Genomic DNA, 25503 nt, shown 5'->3' with positions numbered 1-25503 from the left:
AATAAACGATGAAAAAGATATTTATAACATTCATACTAAGTGCCGGACTATTTGTATCGTGCGCAGATTTAGAGGTAACACCAACCTCTTTTGTAACCGAAGATAATTACTTCAAAACGCAAGATGATGCTATTGCAAGTGTAAATGCAGTCTATGCTTCTTTAAGCCTTGATCCGGGTGAGCAGAGTTTATTTGGAAGAAATCTATATTTCTTAACTGATATGGCTTCAGATTATGCTGCAGCAGGAGTTTCAGCAACAAATCCACAGGTAAGAGCTTTAAGTAGTTTAACTCATGATGCGACTTCAGATCGTGTTCAGGTAGCATGGCGCCAAATTTATGCGGGAATCAACAGAGCCAATGTTTCTATTGATAATATTCCGAAAGTAGCAGGTACTGAAGCGGTAAAAAACAGATTGATTTTAGAAGCAAAATTCATCAGAGGATTATTGTATTTTCAGGCAGTGCGTCTTTGGGGCGGAGTTCCGATTGTTTTACATGAACCAACTTCTATTCAATTAGAGAGTCTAAAATCAAAAAGAGCCACTGTAGAAGAAGTTTACACTCAAATTATTTCAGATTTAAAAGCGGCAGAAAGTTTACCTTCAACTTATCCAACTACCGATACCGGACGTGCCACATCTGGTGCTGCAAAAGCGATTTTAGCCAAAGTATATCTAACCAGAAAAGATTGGCCAAATGCAATTGCAAAATCGAGAGAAGTAATTAACGGTGGATACGGTTATGCGTTATTTGAAAGTTTTGGCGATATTTTCGCAAAAGCAAAAAAGAATGGAAAAGAACATATTTTCTCTGTTCAGTTCGAGCCAAATCAGGCTGGAAACGGATCAAGTGGAAGTACATTTCAAGCCACGGCTTTTACCGGATTCACTGCGACAGAACCTGCAGATATTATCTCAGATGTGGCCTTGTTTTACGACATTTATGCTACCGGAGATACCCGAAGAGATGTGAGTTATGCCAAACAATTACTAAATCCTGCAACAGGAACATTGTATACTTTTCCTAAGCCAATTTTCAAAAAATATTTAGACCTGACGAATTTAGCTACACCTTCTAATGTCGCTATTAATTTTCCTCTTATTCGCTATGCCGACATTTTATTGTCTTTAGCAGAAGCAATAAACGAGCAGGGAGCGCCAACTCCGGAAGCGTATGAATTGATTAATCAGGTAAGAAGAAGAGCTTTTGCAAAACCAATTACGACGCCAGATCCAACTGTTGATTTATCAGGTTTGACGCAGGCAACTTTTAGAGCTGCCATTCAGGAAGAGCGCAAAAAAGAATTTGTTCAGGAAGGGCAAAGATGGTTCGACTTAGTACGTTGGGGAACGTTGGTTACCGAAGTTAAAAAAGTAACGGCGAAGAACTCGGTTTCAGAACGTAATAATCTATATCCGATTCCGCAAAGCGAAAGAAATATTGATCCGGTTGGGCTACCACAAAATCCTGGTTATTAATAAAAGGTTTACATACCAATAAAAAAATGATTAAAAAACTGTTCATCCTTGCCCTATTGGTTGTTGTACAATTTCAGCTATTTTCCCAGAAAAAGCAACCTAACATCATCGTCATTTTGGCAGATGATTTAGGTTTCTCAGATATTGGTGCTTTTGGTTCAGAAATTAAAACTCCAAACCTGGATAAACTCGCTAAAAACGGGCTTATTCTAAAACAGTTTTACAATGCAGGGCGTTGCTGTCCTTCCCGGGCTTCATTGCTCACGGGTTTGTATCCGCATCAGGCAGGTGTTGGAGACATGGTTCAGGACAAGGGGTTTCCAGCCTATCAGGGATATTTAAACGAGCATTGCATCACGATTGGGCAAGCATTAAAACAGGCAGGATACAACACTATAGTCTCTGGAAAATGGCACGTTGGTTTAGTGCCATCAGCCTGGGCAGTTAATCGGGGGTTTGATGATTCTTTTACTTTACAAAACAATGGAAGCAGTTATTTTAACTCACAACCATTGTATAATGATGGAAGAAAAGTCACTTTTTTGAAAGGAGACAAAGAAATTATTCGCACGGATACTTCTACCTATCTGACGCAGGAGATTACCAATTTTGCCATTAGTTCTTTAGAAAAACAGCGAAACCAGCAAAAACCTTTTTTTCTGTATGTTGCTTATAATGCTCCACATTGGCCCATTCAGGCATTGCCGGAAGATATTGCAAAATACAAAGGCAAATACACCGAAGGCTGGGATAAATTGAGAGCAAGCCGTTTTAAAAAATTAAAAGAACAAGGAATCATTGATAAAAACTGGGACTTATCCAATCGTTTTGAAAAAGTGCCGGATTGGGAAAAACTAAGTGCCGAAGAAAAAGATAAATGGGATACGCGCATGGCAATTTACGCCGCCATGATCGACCGAATGGATGCCGGAATTGGAGAAATCTTGCAGAAAGTCAAGTCTTTGGGAGAAGAAAATAATACTCTTGTTCTTTTTCTTTCGGATAATGGAGGAAGTGCTGATGATGTAAAAAACTGGAATTATGTGACACAAAAAAATGGAACACCAGGTTCAGTTGCGTCGATTGATAGTTACGAAAGTCCGTGGGGAAATGTGAGCAACACGCCTTTTCAATTATTTAAAAAGAACACGCACGAAGGCGGTATTGCTTCTCCTTTTATTGCTTATTATCCAAAACATATTAAAGCCGGTACAATAAGCAACAGAGTGAGTCATGTGATTGATATTTTTCCAACTTTTCTGGACTATGTCGGTTTTCAATATCCTGATACTTTTCAAGGAAAAAAACTCACACCCTTAGAAGGAATTAGCTTAAAAAAAGAATTTGAAGGACAACCATCTGATGCACATAACGCCTTGTTTTGGGAACATGAAGGCAGCAAAGCGGTAAGAAAAGGCCAGTGGAAAGCAGTAGCCGAAAACAATCAGCCTTGGAAATTATACAACCTTGCTACAGACCGGACAGAAACAAAAAATCTGGCAAAATCAGAACCTAAACTGCTCCAAACCCTGATTGAATTACATCAGGAATGGTCAGTAAAAGTAGGTGTTGAAGATTGGAATAAAATAAAATAGCATAGTTAAAAACACTGATTACGAATTAAATAAAAATTTAATCTAATGAAAAAGTTTAAAAATAACATTGCAATCAAAAGTCCAAAAAAAAGACTCTTGATTTTTACATTGCTTGTTGCGCAATTTGGTTTTGCGCAAACTAAACCGGAAGAATTTAAAGGTGTAATTGGAAAAACCTTAGCCGACTCAAAAGAATACTGGCCAGAACCTGTTACTGCTCCAAAAGGTGCTCCAAATGTAGTTTGGATTATTTTGGATGATGTTGGATACGGAGCTTCAAGCGCTTTTGGAGGTTTGATCGAAACTCCGGTTTTGGAGAGTCTGGCAAACAATGGTTTGCGATATACCAATTTTCATACGACAGCTATTTGTGCTCCTACCCGTTCGGCTTTATTGACAGGAAGCAATTCACATAAAGTTCATGTTGGCGGATTCTCGCATACTATTATGTCCGCAGGATTTCCAGGATGGGACGGAAGATTACCTTCTAAAAATGGAACTGTTGCTGAGATTTTACGTGACAAAGGATACAACACTTTTGGCGTGGGTAAATACGGTGTAACGCCTGATGAAGAAGCTACTGATGCCGGACCTTTTGACCATTGGCCAACAGGAAAAGGGTTTGAACATTTCTTTGGTTTTTTAGGTTCAGCAACCGATCAGTATAAACCTGATTTAATTGAAGATCAAGCACATATCACGCCTGATGGACGCCATTTAAGCGAACAAATTACAGACAAAGCGATCAGTTATATTGGCAGACAACAAAAAGCTGCTCCGGGAAAACCATTCTTTTTATACTATTCTCCGGCAGCCGTGCATGCACCTCATCAGGTGGCTTCAAAATGGAGTGATCCATACAAAGGAAAATTTGACGACGGCTGGGATGCTTACCGCGAAAAAACAATTGCCAATCAAAAGAAATTAGGAGTAGTTCCTGCTAATGCTGTATTACCTGAACGCAACCCACTTATTGCTGACTGGAAAAAATTGACTCCGGATCAAAAGAAAGTGTATTCAAAATTCATGGAAGTATATGCAGGATATCTTACGTATACCGATTATGAAATTGGAAGATTGGTTAATTATTTAAAAGAAATTAATCAATTGGATAATACTGTCGTTTTTGTGTTAATTGGCGATAATGGAGCAAGTAAAGAGGGAACATTACAAGGAGCGGTCAACAGACAAACGTATGTAATTGGAGAAACAGAAGAAAAAGTATTTCAAAATAATTTGAACAGAATTGGAGAAATTGGTACACCTGAAACATATACTAATTATCCTTTAGGCTGGGCGCAGGCAACAAATGTTCCTTTTAAAGATTGGAAACAAGATGCTAATTCAGAAGGAGGAACACATAATCCGTTGATTGTTTATTATCCAAAGGGAATTAAAACTCCCGGAATTAGAACGCAATACAGTCACGTAATTGATATTTTGCCAACAACACTGGATATTTTAGGAGTTAAAGCGCCTGAATCTATCAGAGAAATTAAGCAGGATACCATTCAGGGATATTCGTTTTACAATTCTTTGAACGATGCAAAAGCGGTATCGGCGCATAAAATTCAGCATTATTACATCTTTGGAAACAGGGCGATTTATAACGATGGATGGAAAGCTGCAGCTGCACATCATCCAAATTCAATTGAAGTTAAAGAAGCATTGAGTGATCCTAAAAAGGCAGGCCTTTTAAATGCCGATTTTGACAAAGATGTTTGGGAATTGTACAACATCAATGAAGACTTCAATGAAAGAAAAGATTTAGCCAAAAAATATCCGGAGAAACTAGCCGAATTAAAGAAATTATTTGATGAGCAGGCTAAGAAAAACAATCTGTACCCATTGATCGACTGGCAGGATGTTTACCAAAGAAAAATACACAAAACGCCTGCTACGGAAGGGAAATCTGCTCAGGAATTATTGACTAAAGCCAACAAGTAAAAATTTAGTCAAAAATTATACTAAATCCATAGAACAAACAAAATATTTAAAAAAAGAAATAATGAAAAAATTTAAAACTAACTCAAAAATCGCAAGCCCACAAAAAGGGCTTTTGATTACTGCATTACTTGCGGTACAGTTTGGTTTTGCCCAAACAAAACCAGAAGAATTTAAAGGCGTAATCGGGAAAACTTTAGCCGATTCTAAAGAATATTGGCCAGAACCGGTAAAAGCGCCAAAAGGTGCACCAAATGTAATCTGGATTTTATTGGATGATGTAGGATTTGGAGCTGCAAGTGCTTTTGGAGGTTTAATCCAAACTCCAACTTTTGATCAGTTGGCTAATAATGGTTTACGTTATACAAATTTCCATACTACTGCTATTTGTGCGCCAACTCGTGCTGCTTTATTGACTGGAAGAAATTCTGGAAGAGTGCATGTTAGCGGATTTTCACACACGATTTTATCTGCTGGTTTCCCAGGTTGGGACGGAAGAATTCCTTCTGATAAAGGAACAATTGCAGAGATTTTACGTGAAAACGGTTATAACACTTTTGCTGTTGGAAAATATGGTGTAACTCCAGATGAAGAAGCTTCTGATGCAGGTCCGTTTGACAGATGGCCAACCGGAAAAGGTTTTGATCATTTCTATGGTTTCTTAGGATCGCAAACGGATCAATACAATCCCGATTTAGTTGAAGATCAAGCTCACGTGAAACCAGACGGACGTCACTTAAGCGAGTTGATCACAGACAAGGCAATTAGTTATATACAAACACAGCAAAAAGCAGCGCCAGGAAAACCATTCTTTTTGTACTACGCACCGGGAGCTGCACACGCACCGCATCAGGTTGCTACAAAATGGAGTGATCCGTACAAAGGTAAATTTGATAAGGGTTGGGATGCTTACCGTGAGGAAGTTATTGCAAACCAAAAGAAGTTGGGTGTAATTCCGGCGAATGCAGTTTTACCAGAACGCAATCCGTTAATCACAGATTGGAAAAAACTAACTCCTGAGCAAAAGAAAGTATATGCCCGTTTTATGGAAGTTTACGCCGGATTCTTAACCTATACGGATTACGAAATTGGAAGAGTTGTTAATTATTTAAAAGAAACAAATCAATTAGACAACACTGTAATTTTTCTGGCGATTGGAGATAATGGAGCCAGTAAAGAAGGAACTACCGAAGGAACAATCAATCAAAGTTTGTTTTCTCAGGGAACATCAGACGAAGAAAATCTGAAGAAAAACTTAGCCAACATTGACGAAATCGGAACAGCAAAAGGTTTAAATACCAATTATCCTTTAGGATGGGCACAGGCAACAAATGTTCCTTTCAAAAACTGGAAACAAGATGCTCAATCTGAAGGAGGAACTCATAATCCGCTGATTGTTTTTTATCCAAATGGAATTAAGGACAAAGGCGGTATCAGAAATCAATACAGTCATGTAACCGATTTATTGCCAACAACTTTGGATATTGCCGGAATCAAAGCTCCGGAATATATCAAAAATGTGAAACAGGATAATATTCAGGGTTCTTCATTGTACGCTTCTTTAGATAATGCTAAAGCAGAATCATTACACAAAGTTCAGTACTACTACATTTTTGGAAACAGAGCAATCTACAAAGATGGATGGAAAGCCGGAGCGGCGCATTTACCAGATTCGTTTGCGGTTAAAAAATCTTTTGGAAAAAACGAAAAACCTGTTCCAAGTAATTTTGATACAGATGTTTGGGAATTATATAACTTAAATGAAGATTTTAACGAGCGTAATAATCTGGCTCAAAAATATCCTGAAAAATTAGCTGAGCTTAAAAAGTTGTTTGATGAGCAGGCAAAAGAAAATAACGTTTACCCACTAATCGACTGGCAAGATGTATACAACAGAAGAATACACAATACAGGTGCTGATAAAGGTAAAACGGTTCAGGATTTGATTAAACAGGCGACTAAACCTGGAAGTTCAGGAAGTTCTAATTAATAAAACTTTATCCTGCAAGATTCAAAAACTTGCAGGATAAATTTATTTTGCTGAAAACAAAAGAAAGCAAAAGTAAAATTGGAACAACTTATCTAACAAAATCTTACAAAATATTTAAATTTAACTCTACTAATTAGATAGAATTAATAGTTTTATTTTTTATTTTTACACCAACAAATAAAAAAGATTTAAAAGGATTTATAAAATATAGAAATATGAAACGAGTAGACTATGAAATTATAGGAAAAAAAATCATCGTGGGAGCGATTGTATTTTTAGTTCCGCTAGTCATATTGGCGGGAGGTTTAGCACTAATTAATCAATTTTTAAAATAAGAAATCATGGCAATAGTTCAAAAAGAAAAACTAACAAGAGATTTAAGCATTAGTCTTTTAATATACAGTTTGCCTGTATTGGCAATTTTCCTTTATTTTAAATTAACGAATGGCGTTGTTGCAGAATCGCATATTGCATTACCATCGTTTTTAGAATTTATAAAACCCGCATTCGAGCACATTAGAACTTGGGGGTTAATTGTTTTTATGCTTGTTTTAGGCGTAATCGAATTTGCTGCAGGTTTATATGATGACGACTGGACAGGCGAAGAACGCAAAGTAGATATCATTTGTTTCTTAGCGCCAAAAGTACTTTTACCGCCCGTAATTGCTTTTTTCAGCTTAACAGCTTTACCTTATTTAATTCCTAATTTGGCCAATTCGTTATCATGGGTTCCGTTTTGGGGTGGATTTTTCCTGATCGCAATTGCTGATGATTTGACACAATATTGGTATCATAGATTGCATCACCAGGTTCCTTTTTTATGGCGTTTTCATAGAACGCATCACTCGGCTCCCTATATGGGAATGGCGATGGCTTCAAGACAAAACTTTATTTACACGGTTTTCTTCTCTCAAATTTATTTGACTGCTACTTTAACTTATTTAGGTTTAGGATTACCGGCTTTATTTGTTTTGGTTATCAAAAGTATCATCACTTTAGGAGCGCACTCAAGTCTTAAATGGGACAAACCATTTTATAAATACAGAGCATTACACCCAATCGCATGGGTTTTAGAACGTTTGATTTCGACCCCGGCAACGCATCACGCTCATCATGCAGATACTAGCGGAGATGGTGTTGGGCACTTTAAAGGCAACTTCGGAAACATGTTTTTTATTTGGGATATGATTTTCGGAACGGGATTAATCACTCGTAAATATCCTGAATCATACGGTACAAAATCATATAAACAAGAAGAATGGTATGCGCAATTTTTATGGCCAATATTCAAATCTAAAAAAGAAGGAAGTCCTCTTGCTGACGGTGTAGTGTCATTTCCCTTAAAAGCCAAACCAGAAAATGTTACTCAGAGTCCGGTTTACTACGAACAGGCTCAATCGTAAATACATTTTATAAAATTAAAGAAGCAGTGCATTCAAAACCAAATATTAGAAAGCACTGCTAATTTTATTGCTTTATAAAGAAACTCAAATCTAAAAATCATGAAAAATAAAATATTCAGAAATAGCATTTCAACATTTATCTTGCTTTTTACAATCATTGGTTTTTCGCAAGAAAAAAACTCGAATACAGTTTCATTAGATGTGTATTATGCTAAAATCCAAAATGAAAAAAATCCACAAATAATTGATGCCAGAGGTCCTGAAGAATTTGCCTTAAACCATATTAATGGCGCTTTAAATTTTAATTTAGAATCAAAAGATTATGCGCAACAAATAGCAAAATTAGACAAAACAAAACCTGTTTTCACCTACTCTATTGGCGCAGGAAGAAGCGTTTGGCTCGCAGACGATTTATTAAAAAAAGGTTTTAAAGAAGCTTATAGCCTTGAAGGTGGTATCGCCAATTGGATTGGAAACGGAAAACCTTTTTATGCCAATTCAAAAAGTCAATTAACCTTAACAGAATACAACAAAGTTATAACTGATAATAAAACTGTTTTGGTCGATATCGGATCTAAATATTGTGGTGCCTGCAAAAAAGTAAAACCTGTTTTAGAAACTATTAAAGCACAATATGGCGAAAATTTAAAAATCGTCGAAATTGAATTAGAAACCAGCCCGCAGGTAATTGCCGACTTAAAAACAGTGAAAGTCTTCCCTACTTTGATCTTATATCAAAATGGAAAAATTGTTTTCAAAAAAGATGGTCTGGGCGATTTGAAAAACGATGTTGATGTGGCTTTGGCTTCAAAATAAAGTATTTATTTTTTAAATAGTTGGAAATCGCCAACAGTTTGTCATTTCGACGGAGGAGAAATCACACTAGTAATTCGACAAAGATTGGCGACTATCTGTGTAGAGTTTCGTGTGTGATTTCTCGTTCCACGAAATGACAAGTACTCCGTAAATTTAACGAAATGAGAAACTTAAAAACTCTCAAAACAAAACCAAAATTCAAAAAATAACTTACCAAAACATGGCAAACTATAAAAAAATAACCAAGATTGTTATACCCATTTTAATTGTTTTATTTCTTGTTGCTTTATTTCTTTTCTGGCCTATCAATACCGACGGAACATTGATAAAACCAAATGAAAAATTAGTTGAAGGAAAGGCCGCTTTTCTGGCTCAAAAAGATACTTCAAAAACAGCTGAAAAAAAACCAAATATCATTATTCTGCTTGCCGATGATTTAGGAAAATATGATATTTCGCTCTACGGCGGAAAATCGACTCCAACACCTCAAATTGATTCTTTAGCCGCTTCCGGAGTTACATTTACAGATGGATATGTTTCTGCTTCTATTTGTTCCCCTTCGCGCGCCGGTTTGCTTACGGGACGTTATCAGGAGCGTTTTGGTCACGAATTTCAACCAGGCGACAGATATCCAAAAAACAACTTAGAATATTATGCTTTTAAGTATTTAATCAATACCAATAACTGGAGATTGAATGACAAAATCAATTATCCAAATGAAGCTTCAATCGCAACGCAGGGCTTACCACAATCTGAAATTACGTTTGCTGATTTGGCAAAAAAAGAAGGTTACAGCACTGCCATTATCGGAAAATGGCATTTGGGACACAACAAAGGATTTTTTCCTTTAGACAGAGGTTTTGATTATCATTATGGGTTTTATCAGGCATTTTCGCTTTATACGCCAGAAGATGATAATCCGGATATTATCAATCACCATCATAAAGATTTTACCGATAAAATGATTTGGGGAAATGGCCGTGTTGGCATTGGTCAAATTCGTCGTGATACGACGATTATCAAAGACAAAAAATATTTAACAGAAACATTTGCTGATGAAGCAGAAACTTTTATTGACAAAAATAAAAACAAACCATTTTTACTTTACGTTCCGTTCAACGCACCACATACACCTTTTCAGGTTCGCAAAAAATACTACGACCGTTTTCCGAATGTAAAAGACGAAAACAAACGTGTTTACTTTGCTATGATTAGTGCTTTGGATGATGCAATTGGAAGAATTGTAGCCAAAGTAAAAAAAGAAGGTTTAGAAGAAAATACTTTAATCATTTTTGCCAGCGATAATGGTGGCGCCGATTATACTTTCGCAACCACAAATGCACCTTTAAAAGGCGGAAAATTTTCTCATTTTGAAGGCGGTGTAAATGTTCCGTTTGCACTTTCGTGGAAAGGAAAAATCAAACCGCATACCATTTACAAATGGCCGGTAAGCACTTTGGATATTTTTGCTACCGTTGCCGCTGTAACACAATCCGGCTTACCTAAAGACCGTGTTTATGACGGAGTAGATTTAATTAGTACCGTAAATGAAAACAAACTAGCGCACAAAACTTTGTATTGGCGTTCAGGTGATGCAAAAGCCATTAGAAGTGGGGACTGGAAACTTATTATCAGTGGAAAAACGCATCAGGAATGGCTTTATAATTTAGTTTCAGATAAATCTGAAACAACAGATTTGGCACTAAAAAATCCAGAAAAAGTAAAAGAATTGCATGTTGCTTTACAAAATTGGGAAAAAGGTCTTGTAAAACCATTATGGCCCAATTTAACACATTATGAATTCGATTTTGGACAACAAAAATACTTTGTCGATTTGTAATCGTGATAATAGTCCTGCAAGGTTATAAAACCATGCAGGTCTACTATTTTACACATTCTTATAATAATTAATACTTACAAGATTTTAAAAACCTTGCAGGAAATCAAGAAAAAATGTCAACCCAAACCAAACAATTAAACATACACGAAGATTGGACAGTCGTAATTCTGGGCTTTATAATCATCGGAATTTCATTATTCATTTTTCTTCCTGAAGTTCCTGTCTTCAAATGGTCAAATACAACAGATTTAGGTCGTGATGTATTCGCTTTTGAAAACCTCAAAATTCTTGGATTACAATTTTTATATCTGATATCCATCGGAACCTTAGGCGCATTTTTAATCGGAAAATCGGTCAAAAATTTTTTACTGGTTTTTCCAATCGTCTATTTCTTAACTGTCATTGCTTTGATAATTGCCGGAAATACTGAAATAAAAGCATTAAATTTAGAAGCCGTAATTTTCAGTTTGATAATTGGTTTGGCAATTGGCAACTTTTTAAAACTTCCGGAATGGTTTCGCTCTGCTCTTTCTACAGAAGTTTTTGTAAAAATAGGATTGGTTTTGCTGGGAACAAGTGTCATTTTTTCAGATATTCTGAAAGCTGGTTCTTTAGGATTAATTCAGGCCTTGGTTGTTGTTTTGTCTGTGTGGTATTTTGCTTTTTGGCTTTGCCGAAAATTAAAAGTCGATGATGAATTGACCATGATGATTTCGAGTGCTGTTTCTATTTGTGGCGTTTCCGCAGCAATTGCAACATCTGGTGCAATTAAAGGCGATTCAAAGAAACTGTCGTATGTTATTTCAATCGTATTGGTAACTGCCATTCCAATGATGATTTTCATGCCGATAATTGCCAAATATTTTAATTTTCCTGAAGAAGTAACCGGTGCCTGGCTTGGAGGAAGCATAGACACTTCTGGAGCAGTTGTGGCTTCCGGGACTTTGGTTGGTGAAACAGCATTAAAAATTAGTACCATTGTCAAATTTTCTCAAAATGTATTATTAGGATTAGCGGCTTTTGCAATCTCTGTTTATTGGACATACACGCATAATAATTCGGCGGAAGCCAAAACTTCAAAACCAACATTAAAAGTGATTTGGGAACGTTTTCCAAAGTTCGTCATTGGTTTTATTCTGGCTTCAATCTTGTTTTCTTTTTTCCTTACTTCTGATGTTAGAGATGGAGTAAAAGACAGTTTAAAAAATTTACAGGGAATCTGGTTTGCATTAGCATTTACGAGCATTGGCTTAGAAACCAACTTTAAAGATCTCTTTCAAAATAATAGTAAAAAACCTTTATACGCCTTTTTAATCGCACAATTATTTAATGTTATTGTGACTTTGATTATTGCCTTTTTACTTTTCAGTAAATAATTTGATTCCATTATAAGTCTGAATATTGGCTTATTAAATTTAAAATAAAAATGAAAAAATTATCTCTCACATTCAGCATTTTTCTTTCTTCAGTTATGCTGATTCAGGCTCAAAACAAAACGACTGCTAACAATTCAAAACCCAATATCATTTTAATCATGGTAGACGATATGGGTTATTCTGATTTAGGAAATTATGGTTCTGAAATCAAAACACCAAATCTGGATAAATTAGCCAGTGAAGGTTTACGCTTACGGGAATTTTACAATAACTCGATTTGTGCGCCAACTCGTGCTTCGCTTCTAACCGGACAATATCAGCACAAAGCCGGAGTAGGTTTTTTTGATGTCAATTTGGGACTTCCAGCCTATCAGGGTTATTTAAACAAAGAATCTTTGACTTTAGGGGAAGTTTTTCGTTCTGGCGGTTACAGCACCCTTTTATCCGGAAAATGGCATGTTGGCTCTGAAGATCAGGCGCAATGGCCTAATCAAAGAGGTTTTGATAAATTTTACGGCATCTTAAAAGGTGCATCCAATTATTTCGATACCAAACCTTTACCTTTTGGAAAAACGCCTTATCCTGTAAAATTGATTCAAAATAATGAAGAACTGCATCCAAAAGATGATTCGTATTATTTTACAGATGAAATTGGAAATAACGCCGTGACTTTCTTAGACGAACAAAACAAAGAAAACAAACCTTTCTTTTTGTATTTAGCTTTTACAGCGCCACACTGGCCGTTGCAGGCAAAACCGGTTGACATTGCCAAATACCGAGGAAAATTTGACGAAGGCTGGGATATTTTAAGAGAAAAAAGAATTGAGAAACTAAAAGCGAATGGCATTTTGCCAGCCGATCAAACTGTAGCACCAAGAGATCCTGAAGTTCCGGAATGGAGCAAACTGACTTATGACGAAAAACAATTCTGGAAAGCAAAAATGGAAGTTTATGCTGCAATGGTAGACAACATGGATCAGAATGTAGGGAAAGTTCTGGACAAATTAAAAGCCTTGAAAAAAGATAAAAACACCCTGATTATTTTCATCTCAGATAATGGCGCTCAAGGCGGATTTAACTCTTACAATCCGCTTGGAAGAGGTTTGGTTCGAAATGACGGACCAGTTGGAACCTCCGGATCATTTGATTATCAAGAACAAAACTGGGCTTATTTATCGAACACTCCTTTACAACAATATAAAAACAACATGCATGAAGGTGGTTTCAGTTCTCCTTTTATTGCCTGGTTTCCATCAAAAATAAAAGCGGGCCGAATCGATAAAGGAACCGGACATATTATCGACCTCGCTCCTACTTTTTATGAATTGGCCGGAATTGAATATCCCAAAGAATATAATGGTGTGACGACAAACCCTTTGGTTGGAAGCAGTTTGTTGCCTGTTTTATTTAATAATGTTTCGCAGGTCAATAGAGGCGCACCATTATTTTGGGAAAGAGCAGGAAACAGAGCCGTTCGAGATGGCAAATGGAAATTAGTTTCAATTTATCCTTCTTATGAATGGGAACTTTACAATATTGAAACTGACCGTGGCGAGACAACAAATGTTGCCCAACAAAATCCAGGCATTGTCAATAAACTTTCTGCCTCTTATTTTGAATGGGCAGATCGAACCGGAGTTGTCGAATACAGTAAATTTAAATTGAAACCAGAAGTAATGCCTGGAGGTGCCATTCTGAAGAAATCATGACAAAATAGATACATATTCATCTGTAAATAAAGTATTTGACTAAATTTTTAAATTTTATCAATAACTTTAAGCTACCAAAAAGAATAAATTATTAATTAGTAAAAATCCAAAAACAAAATGGCAGAATCTAAACAACAACAGACCGCATTAGGCGATGTTGCAGCAAGACAATTAGCAATTGCAACACGTACAGTCCCTCAAATTGGAACAACAAGTCCACGCTGGTTGACGCATCTTTTGCATTGGACGCCAGTAGAATCCGGAGTATTCCGCCTGAATAAGGTAAAAAATGCAAATCATATCGAAGTAGATTGTTCTGCACGCGACGAAAGAGTTTTACCAAATACTTTTGTCGATTATATCGAAAATCCAAGAGAATATAATTTAGCTGCCGTTCAGACTATTGTCGAAGTTCATACACGTGTTTCCGACTTGTACAGCAAACCATACAATCAGATTTCTGAACAGCTTCGTTTGGCTATTGAAACGATTAAAGAACGTCAGGAAAGCGAATTAATCAACAATAAAGATTATGGATTATTAAGCAATGTCGCTTCTTCTCAAATTATAAAGACAAGAACTGGAGCACCAACTCCTGATGATTTAGATGAATTGCTTACAAAAGTTTGGAAAGAACCAGGTTTCTTTTTATTGCATCCGTTAGCAATTGCAGCGTTTGGACGTGAATGTACGCGTCGTGGTGTACCGCCTCCTACTACATCTTTGTTTGGATCACAATTTTTGACCTGGAGAGGAATTCCGCTTATTCCATCAGATAAATTACCAATCAAAGACGGAAAATCTAAAATTATTTTATTGAGAACCGGAGAAAGCCGTCAAGGAGTTATCGGATTGATTCAGCCTGGTTTACAAGGAGAACAATCTCCTGGATTATCAGTTCGTTTTATGGGCATCAATGAAAAAGCAATTGCTTCGTATTTAGTATCTCTTTATTGTTCTTTGGCCATTTTGGTTGATGATGCAATCGCCGTTTTAGAAGATGTAGAAATAGGAAAGTATCATGAGTATAAATACTAACGAAAACGGGTTGCCAAACATTGACGACTTGCAAAATTTAGCCAATGAGCTGTTCCAGACTTTACCCAATGAATTTCCTAAAGAGATTTCGTTGAGTCCGGATAAGGCAGAACATCCTCGCGCCACAAAGATTGCAGAAACGCTCTTGCATGCCGGCGGTGCCAATATTATTGCACCATTTCCAACGCAAAGTTCGTTGCATGTACAACCTTTTCCAACTTCATTTAGCGGTTTTGGAGCTTCTCCAACAATTGCGAATCAAAGTTCGAGCGCCTCGGCATTATATCCAAATGCTGGTGCAGGTTTTGATCCTAAATACAGTATTCCTTCATCGGGAGTTCCGGAAGATAATGCTTTAAACATCAATAATCCTCAAACAGGATTTAATGATATTAATTTAAAAAATAGTGGAACGCCTCAATTAAATGAAGAATCTCTTTTCTCGGCATTGCTTTTAAATAATCAGTATTTGCCTTTTCAAAGCGAAAACTCCTCTTTTGAAAATGAATTAAAAGCAGCTTTAGAAACTGTGGATACATTTTTCAGAAAGCGAAGTGATTTTCCGTCAAGCGGAAGTGAAATCCAAAACTCGTATTATTTTTTAGATCAGAATCCGTTTGCTTTTGATAAAAGAAACACAAATGCCATTGTTGGAAATTCTTTTGGAACAAATCCATTAAGTGGCAGTACAAGTTCACATTTTAATGCCGAATTAATCAAAAAAGATTTTCCAATTTTAAGCGAAACTGTAAACGGAAAACCTTTAGTGTGGTTTGATAATGCAGCAACAACTCAAAAACCAAAATCGGTTATTGATCGTATTGCTTATTTCTACGAGCATGAAAATTCGAACATTCACCGTGCGGCACATGAATTAGCAGCGCGCGCATCAGACGCTTATGAAGCAGCACGTGAAAAGGTAAAAACATTTTTAAATGCCGGTTCAGTAAACGAAATTGTATTTGTTCGAGGCGCAACAGAAGGAATTAATTTGGTGGCTTCAACCTGGGGCGATCAGAATTTAAATTCCGGAGATGAAATCATAGTTAGTAATCTGGAACACCATGCGAATATTGTTCCATGGAAAAGATTAGCCGATAAAAAAGGTTTGAAATTAAGAGTAATTCCGGTTGATGATGACGGTCAGATTCTTTTGGATGAATATGCAAAACTGCTGAATTCAAAAACACGTTTAGTTGCATTTACTCAGGTTTCAAATGCTTTAGGAACCGTAACTCCAGCGAAAAAAATAACCGAAATGGCACACGCTGCAGGAGCAAAAGTTTTAATAGATGGAGCACAATCGGTTTCGCATATGAAAGTTGATGTTCAGGATTTAAATCCGGATTGGTTGGTTTTTTCCGGTCATAAACTATTTGGCCCAACCGGAATTGGCGCTTTATACGGAAAAGAAGAATTACTAAACGAAATGCAGCCGTATCAATCTGGCGGTAATATGATTCAGGATGTGACTTTTGAGGAAATAAAATACCACAAAGCACCTAATCGTTTTGAAGCCGGAACCGGAAATATTGCCGATGCAATTGGTCTTGGAGCGGCAATAGATTATGTAACCAAACTGGGAATTGAACAAATTGGTCAGTATGAGCATTATTTATTAGAATATGCTACAAGGCTTCTGAAAGAAATTCCGGGCGTACGTTTAATTGGAACTGCAAAAGATAAAGCAAGCGTATTATCTTTTAATTTACAAGGTTATACAAACGATCAGGTTGGTCAGGCTTTAAATAAAGAAGGAGTTGCGGTAAGAACCGGACATCATTGTGCACAGCCAATTTTGAGAAGAATGGGAGTTGAAACAACGGTACGTCCATCTTTAGCTTTTTACAATACAACCCAGGATGTTGATACTTTTATAAAAACCTTATGGGAACTTAAAAAAGTACGATTTTAAAATAAAAACCAAGTTTATGTTTTGCACATCAACTTAAAATAATAATTACTTTTTTTGATATTTTAAGTAATTATAACCAAAAGCGATTGTTTTCCAGAACAGTCGCTTTTTTTATTATATGCAAAAATTAAACAGTTTATAATATAATCAAAAAAAATCAAATATTATTCATATATAATATGTTAATTCATAAATATTTACTTCATTTTATAATTCTTCTGTTAGATATTAAATAATTTATTGGCTTTATTTTTCAAAAAAACTGTATTTCAGTACCTTAAAGTTATAAATACTACAAAAACAACCTCAAATGTTATATTTAATGTTAATAATCGTATGATTCTTAACATATATTTAAGATATTTGAGAAAACTAATCCTAAACATTTGAAAAATGAAAATCAAGTTAAAGCATTTTTTATGGTTCATATTGATACTATTTGCACAAATAGCGACCGCTCAGGAAGGATATATTTCTGGTAAGGTTACTGATAAAAAAGGTATTCCTATTCCCGGAGTAAATATTGTCCTTAAAGGTACTAGTGCAAGTACACAAACCGATTTTGACGGAAATTTTAAAATAGCAGCCAAAAAAGGCGATGTTTTAACTATCAGTTACGTGAGTTTCGCTACTATAAATGTGCCAGCTTCGAATAACATGACAATTGAATTAGTTGAAACACAAAATGAATTAGAAGCTGTACTTGTAATTGGTTATGGTACACAATCAAAAAAGAATTTAACTGATAACATTGCCCGTGTAACTGCGAAAGATATTCAGCAAATACCTGTTTCAAATGTGCAAAATGCATTAGTTGGAAAATTGGCAGGGGTTCAAATTACGCAAACAAACGGTAAAGTTGAGGGAGGAATAAACATTCGAGTTCGTGGTGCAGCCAGTATAAGTGCGGGAACACAACCATTATATGTTTTAGACGGAATTCCGCTTATTAATGATAATGAATCCAGTAATGGTGCACCAACCAATCCATTATTAACTTTAAGTCCAAACGAAATAGAATCAATCGACGTCTTAAAAGATGCTTCTTCTGCAGCGATTTATGGTGCACGTGGAGCCAATGGAGTTGTAATAATTACCACGAAAAAAGGAAAAGAAGGAAAAGGAAATTTCTCGATCAATTTTTCTCAGGGAGTTAGTGAAGCCACTCATAAAAAGAAATGGTTAAATGCAACACAATATGTTGAGTTATTGCAGGAAGCCGGAAGAAATGTCGATGATTTAGAATCTGTCGAAGACGAATTAGAATATCTGTCTCAGGGAACAGATTGGAGAAATGGCGAAATTAATACCGACTGGCAAGATATTGCGTTACGAAACGGTTTTACCACTGATGCCGATTTTTCAGTTTCTGGTGGAGATGAAAAAACAAAATACTTTTTTTCAGGAGCTTACAATAATACAACCGGAATTGTTGATAGTAATGATTTAGAAAGAATTACAGCGAGATCAAATGTATCGCACAAAGTTTCTGATCGTTTTACGGCCGGAATGAATATTGGTTTTTCAAGATCTGTAATAAACAGGGTTCAGGACGATAACTCTTTCTCTACTCCATTGCAATCTGTGGCGCAGGCTCCAATTTCGCAAGCAAGATTAGATGATGGATCTCCAAACCCAAATACAGAGTATGTCAACTATTTATTAGCCAAAGACAATACTTCATGGAAAACAATTATGAGAAGAGTTACCGGAAAAATATTCGGAGAACTAAAAATAGCAACAGGCTTGAAATTCAATTCTGATTTCTCCTATGATCTTTTAACACAAACCGAAGATTACTGGCAAGGCAAAGACGCACCGTTTATGGCAACCGATGGAGCTGTTTATGCAACGTCTGTAAACACAGAAAGTTATGTTTTCAGTAACTACTTTACTTACGATAAAACATTCGCTGAAAAGCACGTTTTAAACGTTGTTGCGGGTATGGAATTCAACAAATACAACAGAAGATATCAGGATGTAAATAGTATTTATTTCCCAAATGATGATTTTCATACTATTGATGGTGGTGCCGAAGTTAATGAAGGACATGGTAGCGAAACAGATTATGCTTTTGTTTCTCAATTTGGAAGATTAAATTACTCTTTTGCCGGCAAGTATCTTTTTAAGGCCAGTGTCCGTCGCGATGGTTCCTCTCGTTTTGGAAAAAATGAAAGATTTGGAGTTTTTCCTGCATTTTCTGCGGGTTGGATAATATCTCAGGAAAATTTCTTAAAAGACAATACGGTTTTGACTTATTTAAAATTAAAAGGAAGTTGGGGTAAATTAGGAAATGCCGAAATCGGGAATTTTGCTTCTCGTCAATTATACAGACCTAATCCGTATAACTTAAAATCAGGTCTTACTTTTGATCAGGCTGGAAATAATGATTTGACCTGGGAGAAATCGACACAGACTGATTTTGGTGTAGAAGTTGGTTTCTTAAACAAAATCACTTTAGAAGTAGATTATTATCAAAAAGACACAGATGGTTTACTTTTTGAAGTGCCTTTACCTTTAAGTTCAGGTGCGTCATTTGTTAATAAAAACATTGGAAAAATCAGAAGCAATGGTTTTGAGTTTACCTTAAACACAAAAAATATTGAAACACAGAATTTCAGATGGAATACCAGTTTCAATCTTACAACTAATGAGTCAAAAGTAAAATCACTTCCAAATAATAATACAGACATCATCTCCAATTATACAATTAACAGAGTCGGAGAAAATATTTCTTCTTTCTATTTAGTTGAATATGCCGGAGTGGACCCTGCTAACGGAGACGCGCTTTTTGTAAAAAACACAACAAATGCAGACGGAAGTATAGATAAAAGCACCACTAACGATTATAGTGAAGCAAAAAGAATTGTTGCCGGTAATCCTTTCCCAACTTTAATGTCTGGTTTAACCAATACTATAACATACAAAGGTTTAGATTTTACTTTTACCTTCCAGGGAGAATGGGGCGCGAGCATCTATAATTCGGCTGGTTTATACCAATCAACTGCTGCTGATTATTTTGATAACCAAACACTGGATCAGTTAAATCGCTGGCAAAATCCTGGTGACATAACTAATGTTCCGCAAGCACGATTTGGCGGATCAAACGGAACTCAGGAATCTACCCGTTATTTAGATAAATCTGATTTTGTGCGTTTGAGAAATATTACCATAGGGTACTCATTACCTAAAGAAACTATAAGCAAGGCAGGGATGAGTAGTTTGAGAGTTTATGTAACGGCTGTTAACTTACTTACTTTTACGAATTATGAAGGAACAGATCCGGAAGCAAGAAGAGATGACTCAGGAATTGGAGAAGACTTTTACTCCGCGCCACCCGCAAAAACAATTGCAATGGGAGTAAATATTAATTTTTAAAAAGAACAAGATGAAAGCAAATAAATTAATCTTATTTATAATTTTCGCAGTCTTTTTTACAAGTTGTGAAAACGAATTAAACATAGAACCTAAGCAAAGAGAAGATGCATCAGTAACTTTAAGTACTGAAGGTGGTGTTACAAATGTACTCACAGGTGCTTATGCCCTGGCAGCAAATGGCAATGCTTATGGAGGAAGAATTTTACTTTATGCAGATTTATTAGGAGTAACAGGTGCATTAAATACAACCGATTTAAGATGGAGAGGTTCTTTTGGAGAGCTAAGACAAATGTATATTAAATCAATGCAATCTAATAACGTAATTATTGAAGGAACCTATTCAAGATGTTATGAGATCATTAATGCAGCAAATACCGTTATCGAAAATATAGACAAAGTTAAAGACCCGGACAAACAAGCCAGAATGATTGGCGAAGCCAACTTTTTAAGATCGCTGGCTTATTTTGATTTAGTTCGCTTTTTTGCGAAGCCATATGTAAGCGGGCAAGCTAACAGCCAATTAGGAGTGGTTATCAGACCAAAAGCGATCTATGATTTTAATGCTGATCTTTCTAAAGAAAGAAGCACTGTTGACGAGGTTTACAAAGTAATTATTGACGGATTAAATCTGGCTTATACTAATCTTCCTGAAGAAAACAGTTTTTATGCTGATAAATATGCCGCAAGAGCCTTATTGGCGCGAGTATATTTGCAACAAGGAAATTATGCCGGGGCAAGAGATGCAGCAAATGACGTAATTGAAAACAGTGGACATTCACTATCTCAAACATATGCCGGTGCTTTTAATCACGAAACAGATAAAGAAGAAGATGTTTTTGCTATTCAGATTACAAAACAAACTGGTGTAAACGATGCTGTAACTTTTTACGCTTCTGAAGATAACGGTGGCCGTGGTGGTGATTTCACTATCAGAGATGCTTATTTAGCAAAATTCAGCGATCCTGATGACAGGGCAACATTTAATTATATAAATGATGCCAATGGAAGACTTTTAACTTCAAAATTCACAGACCAATTTGCTGATGTAGCCCTTATTCGTTTAGCAGAAATGTATTTAATACGAGCCGAAGCCAATTTAAGAGCCGGAACAACGCTAGGAAATACACCGCTTGACGATATCAATATCATCAGAACAAGAGCAAATGCTGATGATTTAGCTGCAGTAACTATTGATGATATTTTATTGGAACGTGAATTAGAATTGGGAATGGAAGGATTTTTAATCCATGATATTCGCAGAACAAAACGTTCTATTGATATTAGTACAACTGGAAATGGTTCTGATGTGCTGCCTTTTGATGCAGATGAATTGGTCTTCCCTATTCCTTTAAGCGAAACAGACGCCAACAAAAAAATCACACAAAATCCAGGGTACAGTAGTTAAACTGAAACCTTTATAAACTTAAAAAACCATCTCGACTAAAACGGGATGGTTTTTTTATGATTTTATAAATAAGTTTGAAAATTAATATAAAATCTATTTTTATTTAAAGGTAAAATTATGATGCCATTGCAATTTGTCTGGATGCAGCTGGCATAGACAATGTGAAAGGATCTGAATAACCTGAAAAAAAGGTGTCTAAAATTTCCTGAAAAACAGGATGTGCATTTTCAGCCTGAGAAAAAAGTGTCATAGAAGAACGCAATTTTCTTGCGTCTAATTCTCCAAGTATAGCCTCAATAGATCTTGCTTTATAATTTAATAAAAGCTGCGAGATCTCAATTAAATGTTTTGATAATATGGGATGATTAAGAAACTCTTCTGCCTCTCTAAGACCATTAAGAGCATAATAATCAGCTATGGTGCTTTTTCCTAATCCTTTTATTTGAGGAAAAATAAACCACATCCAATGACTTTCTTTTTTTCCTTTTTTAATTTCTGAAAAAGCGGTTAGATAAAGTTTATTTTGCGCGTCTAAAAAACGTGTTATATCAGTATTTGAATAAGCCATTTATGAAATTGAATTTAAGTTATAACTCAGTTTTTGGTTGTTTATCTTCTTTTTGAAATGAACAAAACATAATTTTAATTCTCTTTTTTGAAGACATCCAAAACTACCCCACAACTAGATTTAAAAGATTATATAATTATTTTCATTTGTTATATAATTTCATCCCTAAAATAAAAAAGCTGCAATATTATATTGCAGCTTAAATTTTATATTTACGGAAAAATTTAATCTCTAAAATCATTCAAAGATTTCTCGATAATTTCAAGACATTCCTGAATTTGAGTTTCTGTCATTACTAATGGCGGAGCTAATCTAATTTTATTTCCGTGAGTAGGTTTTGCTAATAATCCGTTGTCTCTGAATCTTAGACAAATTTCCCAGGCCAAATCAGAATCTTCTCCACAATTAATTACAATAGCATTCAATAAACCTTTTCCGCGAACCAGTGTAATCAAATTATTTCTTTCAGCAATTTCGTTTAATCCTTTTCTTAAAATAATTCCTAAACGTTCTGCATTCTCTGCCAGTTTTTCTTCTTTCACAACTTCCAAAGCTGCAATAGCAACAGCCGCTGCAACAGGATTTCCTCCAAAAGTAGAACCGTGTTGTCCAGGTTTAATCACATTCATGATTTCATTATTACACAAAACCGCTGAAACCGGATATACACCTCCGGAAATTGCTTTTCCTAAAATTAAAATATCAGGTTGTACATTTTCGTGATGAACAGCTAGTAATTTTCCGGTACGGGCGATCCCGGTCTGAACTTCATCTGCAATAAACAAAACATTATGTTTCTCACATAACGCTTTTGCTTTCGCCAAATAGCCTTCTGACGGAACATAAACTCCGGCTTCTCCCTGAATTGGTTCAACCAAAAATCCGGCAATATTTTTTGATGATTCTAAAGCTTTTTCAAGATCTTCAAGATTATCATATTCAATTTTTATAAATCCATCTGTAAACGGACCGAAGTTTTTACGGGCAGTTTCATCATTAGAAAATGAAATAATTGTAGTGGTTCTTCCGTGAAAGTTGTTTTCACACACAATAACCTGTGCCTGATTTTCCGGAATTCCTTTTACTTCATAAGCCCATTTTCTGCAAACTTTCAATGCTGTTTCAACTGCTTCAGCACCTGTATTCATTGGCAAAACTTTATCAAAACCAAAATACTTCGTTACATATTCTTCATAATTTCCTAGTTTGTCATTATAAAAAGCACGTGATGTTAAAGTCAATTTTTGAGCCTGATCAACCATTGCTTTCACAATTTTAGGATGGCAATGTCCTTGATTTACTGCAGAGTAAGCAGATAAAAAATCATAATATTTTTTTCCGTCAACATCCCAAACATATACACCTTCTCCCCTTTCCAGCACAACTGGAAGCGGATGATAGTTATGAGCTCCGTATTTATTTTCTTTTTCAATCAAAATTTCTGATTTTGACGAAAGAGTATTTTCAGTATGAATCATGATCTTTATTTTTTAGAATACAAAAGTATCAAAAAATATCAATTTACGGCATCTAAAACCAACATTTGACTTTAATTTTAGTCAAATAAGTCAAAAAATACATTTTTAACCATTAAAAAGTAAAATATGATTTTTACATGTTTGATATTTTAACCCTTTTTATTAAAAAAAATAATTACTTTTATGGATATAAAAAATGCAGATTTAAACTCAATATAAAGAATGGAAACATTAGACGAATTTGATATCAATATAATTAAGGAATTGGAAAAAGACGGGAGAATGGCTTTTTCTGCAATTGCGGCTAATTTAAAAATATCAAACACGATGGTGCATCAGCGTATCAACAGAATGATAGAACAAGGCGTAATTGGGGGCATAAAACCAATTATTCAGGAAAAAAAAATTGGATATGACTGGGCTTCTTTTACCGGAATAACGCTGAACAAAGATTCTGATTCTGACCGAATTATCGAAGCTCTAAAAGATATTCCTGAAATTACCGAATGTTATTATGTTACAGGTTCTTTTACACTTTACATCAAAATTATTGCAAAAAATCATGAACATATGCGAAGAATACTTTACGAAAAAATAGATAGTATTCCGGGCATTGCCAAAACCGATTCCATTATTGAATTAGGTTGTGCTTTTAAAAGAAATATCACTTTATAAGAAAATCTATTTAACCCGCTTCAATCCATGAAAAACAAGTTGCTTTTTAGGTTTTCTTCGAATAAAAATATTGCATTACTCTTTCTTCTGATCACTAGTTTTCTAAATGCTCAGACGCCAAAAGGGAAATTATTCATTATCGGTGGCGGTGATCGTTCTGACGCTTTAATGAAACAGGTTTTGGCTGTAGCCGAATTATCTAAAAAAGATTATATCGTGGTTTTACCAATGTCAAGTGAAGAACCGGATAGTTCGTTTATCTTTTTTAAAAAGCAGATGGTGAAACTCACATCAAATCCAATTGTAATGCTAAATTTCAATCAGGAAAGCGCTCAAAATAAAACCCTTACTGATTCCGTTCAAAAAGCAAAACTTATTTTTATTAGCGGCGGTGATCAAAGTCGTTTTATGAATGTAGTACAAAATACTCCAATCAAAACGGCAATACAAAAAGCGTATGAAAACGGAAGTACTATTTCCGGCACAAGTGCCGGAGCGGCCGTAATGTCTGAAAAAATGATTACCGGAAACCAGAAATTACAAAAAGAATATTCCGGTACTTTTGACAATATTCGTTATGATAATTTAGAAACTTCTGAAGGATTGGGATTATTGAAAACGGCCGTTATTGATCAGCATTTTTTAAAGAGAAACCGCTATAATCGTTTGCTTTCTGCGTTGGTAGAATTCCCTGCTTTAACCGGAATCGGGATTGATGAAGCGACTGCGATTATCGTTCGGAACAATCAAATTGAAGTGGCTGGAGAAAGTGAAGTTATTGTGGTTAAAAACCCAAAAGGAATTATAAAATCCAAAAATAAAAACCTGATTTCAATTGAAAAATTAGAAATGAGCATTTATACTGCCGGACAAAAATTTAATATCAAATAAG

General features: G+C 35.5%; 17 protein-coding genes. 15 read left to right on the top strand and 2 right to left on the bottom strand.

The features are described from left to right. The first annotated feature begins 8 nt into the window (after positions 1–8). The 13 genes from AC1RRN_RS06110 (at position 9) to AC1RRN_RS06050 (ending at position 21890) form a co-directional block, all read left to right on the top strand. On the top strand, positions 9–1481 hold the full coding sequence (locus tag AC1RRN_RS06110; RefSeq protein WP_492966456.1) for a RagB/SusD family nutrient uptake outer membrane protein: 1473 nt from the start codon (positions 9–11) through the stop codon (positions 1479–1481). 26 nt (positions 1482–1507) lie between these two features. Beyond that, positions 1508–3076: an arylsulfatase gene (locus AC1RRN_RS06105; protein ID WP_492966455.1), complete on the top strand. Its 1569-nt coding sequence runs from the start codon at positions 1508–1510 to the stop codon at positions 3074–3076. Positions 3077–3121: 45 nt separating this feature from the next. Further along, complete coding sequence (locus tag AC1RRN_RS06100) at positions 3122–5023, top strand: arylsulfatase (protein WP_492966454.1); 1902 nt, start codon at positions 3122–3124, stop codon at positions 5021–5023. 61 nt (positions 5024–5084) lie between these two features. Further along, on the top strand, positions 5085–7010 hold the full coding sequence (locus tag AC1RRN_RS06095) for an arylsulfatase (protein ID WP_492966453.1): 1926 nt from the start codon (positions 5085–5087) through the stop codon (positions 7008–7010). Positions 7011–7351: 341 nt separating this feature from the next. After that, entirely contained in the window at positions 7352–8413 is a 1062-nt protein-coding gene (locus AC1RRN_RS06090; RefSeq protein ID WP_492966452.1) for a sterol desaturase family protein, read from the top strand. A gap of 99 nt (positions 8414–8512) precedes the next feature. Beyond that, positions 8513–9229, top strand: coding sequence for a thioredoxin domain-containing protein (locus AC1RRN_RS06085; protein WP_492966451.1), 717 nt, complete (start codon positions 8513–8515; stop codon positions 9227–9229). Between the two features lie 220 nt (positions 9230–9449). Continuing rightward, positions 9450–11069, top strand: a complete 1620-nt coding sequence (locus AC1RRN_RS06080) for a sulfatase-like hydrolase/transferase (RefSeq protein ID WP_492966450.1) — start codon at positions 9450–9452, stop codon at positions 11067–11069. Positions 11070–11182: 113 nt separating this feature from the next. Beyond that, positions 11183–12445 carry a YeiH family protein gene (locus AC1RRN_RS06075; RefSeq protein ID WP_492966449.1) on the top strand — a complete coding sequence of 421 codons (1263 nt, stop codon included), beginning with the start codon at positions 11183–11185 and terminating at the stop codon, positions 12443–12445. Between the two features lie 50 nt (positions 12446–12495). After that, positions 12496–14154, top strand: coding sequence for an arylsulfatase (locus AC1RRN_RS06070; RefSeq protein WP_492966448.1), 1659 nt, complete (start codon positions 12496–12498; stop codon positions 14152–14154). Between the two features lie 117 nt (positions 14155–14271). Beyond that, a complete protein-coding gene (locus tag AC1RRN_RS06065) occupies positions 14272–15192 on the top strand; it encodes a family 2A encapsulin nanocompartment shell protein (protein WP_492966447.1) in 921 nt (306 codons plus the stop codon). After that, positions 15176–17107, top strand: a complete 1932-nt coding sequence (locus AC1RRN_RS06060; RefSeq protein WP_492966446.1) for a family 2A encapsulin nanocompartment cargo protein cysteine desulfurase — start codon at positions 15176–15178, stop codon at positions 17105–17107. Before AC1RRN_RS06065 ends, AC1RRN_RS06060 begins: the two co-directional genes overlap by 17 nt. Before the next feature lie 393 nt (positions 17108–17500). Further along, a complete protein-coding gene (locus AC1RRN_RS06055; RefSeq protein WP_492966445.1) occupies positions 17501–20485 on the top strand; it encodes a SusC/RagA family TonB-linked outer membrane protein in 2985 nt (994 codons plus the stop codon). Positions 20486–20495: 10 nt separating this feature from the next. Further along, the gene (locus tag AC1RRN_RS06050) at positions 20496–21890 is read left to right on the top strand and encodes a RagB/SusD family nutrient uptake outer membrane protein (RefSeq protein ID WP_492966444.1); all 1395 of its coding nucleotides are present in this window, start codon (positions 20496–20498) and stop codon (positions 21888–21890) included. 115 nt (positions 21891–22005) lie between these two features. Here AC1RRN_RS06050 and AC1RRN_RS06045 read toward each other — a convergent pair whose 3' ends face one another. Next, positions 22006–22458 (bottom strand): DUF1810 domain-containing protein, encoded by a 453-nt coding sequence (locus tag AC1RRN_RS06045; RefSeq protein ID WP_492966443.1) that lies wholly within the window; start codon positions 22456–22458, stop codon positions 22006–22008. A gap of 224 nt (positions 22459–22682) precedes the next feature. Further along, positions 22683–23936, bottom strand: coding sequence for an ornithine--oxo-acid transaminase (gene rocD / locus AC1RRN_RS06040; RefSeq protein WP_492966442.1), 1254 nt, complete (start codon positions 23934–23936; stop codon positions 22683–22685). Between the two features lie 222 nt (positions 23937–24158). Between rocD and AC1RRN_RS06035 the strand changes: the two genes are divergently transcribed. After that, on the top strand, positions 24159–24611 hold the full coding sequence (locus tag AC1RRN_RS06035; RefSeq protein ID WP_026984584.1) for an Lrp/AsnC family transcriptional regulator: 453 nt from the start codon (positions 24159–24161) through the stop codon (positions 24609–24611). A gap of 27 nt (positions 24612–24638) precedes the next feature. Continuing rightward, complete coding sequence (locus AC1RRN_RS06030) at positions 24639–25502, top strand: cyanophycinase (protein WP_492966441.1); 864 nt, start codon at positions 24639–24641, stop codon at positions 25500–25502. Position 25503: the final 1 nt, after the last annotated feature.

Source organism: Flavobacterium sp. GW821-FHT11G01, from assembly GCF_058808175.1.
The sequence above is the reverse complement of the archived record's forward strand: the minus strand, read 5'-3'. Positions and strand labels throughout refer to the sequence as shown.

Coding starts and splice junctions, on each gene's coding strand:
- AC1RRN_RS06070 (WP_492966448.1), top strand. CDS start 12,496: ATGAAAAAATTATCTCTCACATTCAGCATTTTTCTTTCTTCAGTTATG.
- AC1RRN_RS06065 (WP_492966447.1), top strand. CDS start 14,272: ATGGCAGAATCTAAACAACAACAGACCGCATTAGGCGATGTTGCAGCA.
- AC1RRN_RS06060 (WP_492966446.1), top strand. CDS start 15,176: ATGAGTATAAATACTAACGAAAACGGGTTGCCAAACATTGACGACTTG.
- AC1RRN_RS06095 (WP_492966453.1), top strand. CDS start 5,085: ATGAAAAAATTTAAAACTAACTCAAAAATCGCAAGCCCACAAAAAGGG.
- AC1RRN_RS06085 (WP_492966451.1), top strand. CDS start 8,513: ATGAAAAATAAAATATTCAGAAATAGCATTTCAACATTTATCTTGCTT.
- AC1RRN_RS06075 (WP_492966449.1), top strand. CDS start 11,183: ATGTCAACCCAAACCAAACAATTAAACATACACGAAGATTGGACAGTC.
- AC1RRN_RS06035 (WP_026984584.1), top strand. CDS start 24,159: ATGGAAACATTAGACGAATTTGATATCAATATAATTAAGGAATTGGAA.
- AC1RRN_RS06090 (WP_492966452.1), top strand. CDS start 7,352: ATGGCAATAGTTCAAAAAGAAAAACTAACAAGAGATTTAAGCATTAGT.
- AC1RRN_RS06030 (WP_492966441.1), top strand. CDS start 24,639: ATGAAAAACAAGTTGCTTTTTAGGTTTTCTTCGAATAAAAATATTGCA.
- AC1RRN_RS06105 (WP_492966455.1), top strand. CDS start 1,508: ATGATTAAAAAACTGTTCATCCTTGCCCTATTGGTTGTTGTACAATTT.
- AC1RRN_RS06100 (WP_492966454.1), top strand. CDS start 3,122: ATGAAAAAGTTTAAAAATAACATTGCAATCAAAAGTCCAAAAAAAAGA.
- AC1RRN_RS06110 (WP_492966456.1), top strand. CDS start 9: ATGAAAAAGATATTTATAACATTCATACTAAGTGCCGGACTATTTGTA.
- AC1RRN_RS06045 (WP_492966443.1), bottom strand. CDS start 22,458: ATGGCTTATTCAAATACTGATATAACACGTTTTTTAGACGCGCAAAAT.
- AC1RRN_RS06050 (WP_492966444.1), top strand. CDS start 20,496: ATGAAAGCAAATAAATTAATCTTATTTATAATTTTCGCAGTCTTTTTT.
- rocD (WP_492966442.1), bottom strand. CDS start 23,936: ATGATTCATACTGAAAATACTCTTTCGTCAAAATCAGAAATTTTGATT.
- AC1RRN_RS06055 (WP_492966445.1), top strand. CDS start 17,501: ATGAAAATCAAGTTAAAGCATTTTTTATGGTTCATATTGATACTATTT.
- AC1RRN_RS06080 (WP_492966450.1), top strand. CDS start 9,450: ATGGCAAACTATAAAAAAATAACCAAGATTGTTATACCCATTTTAATT.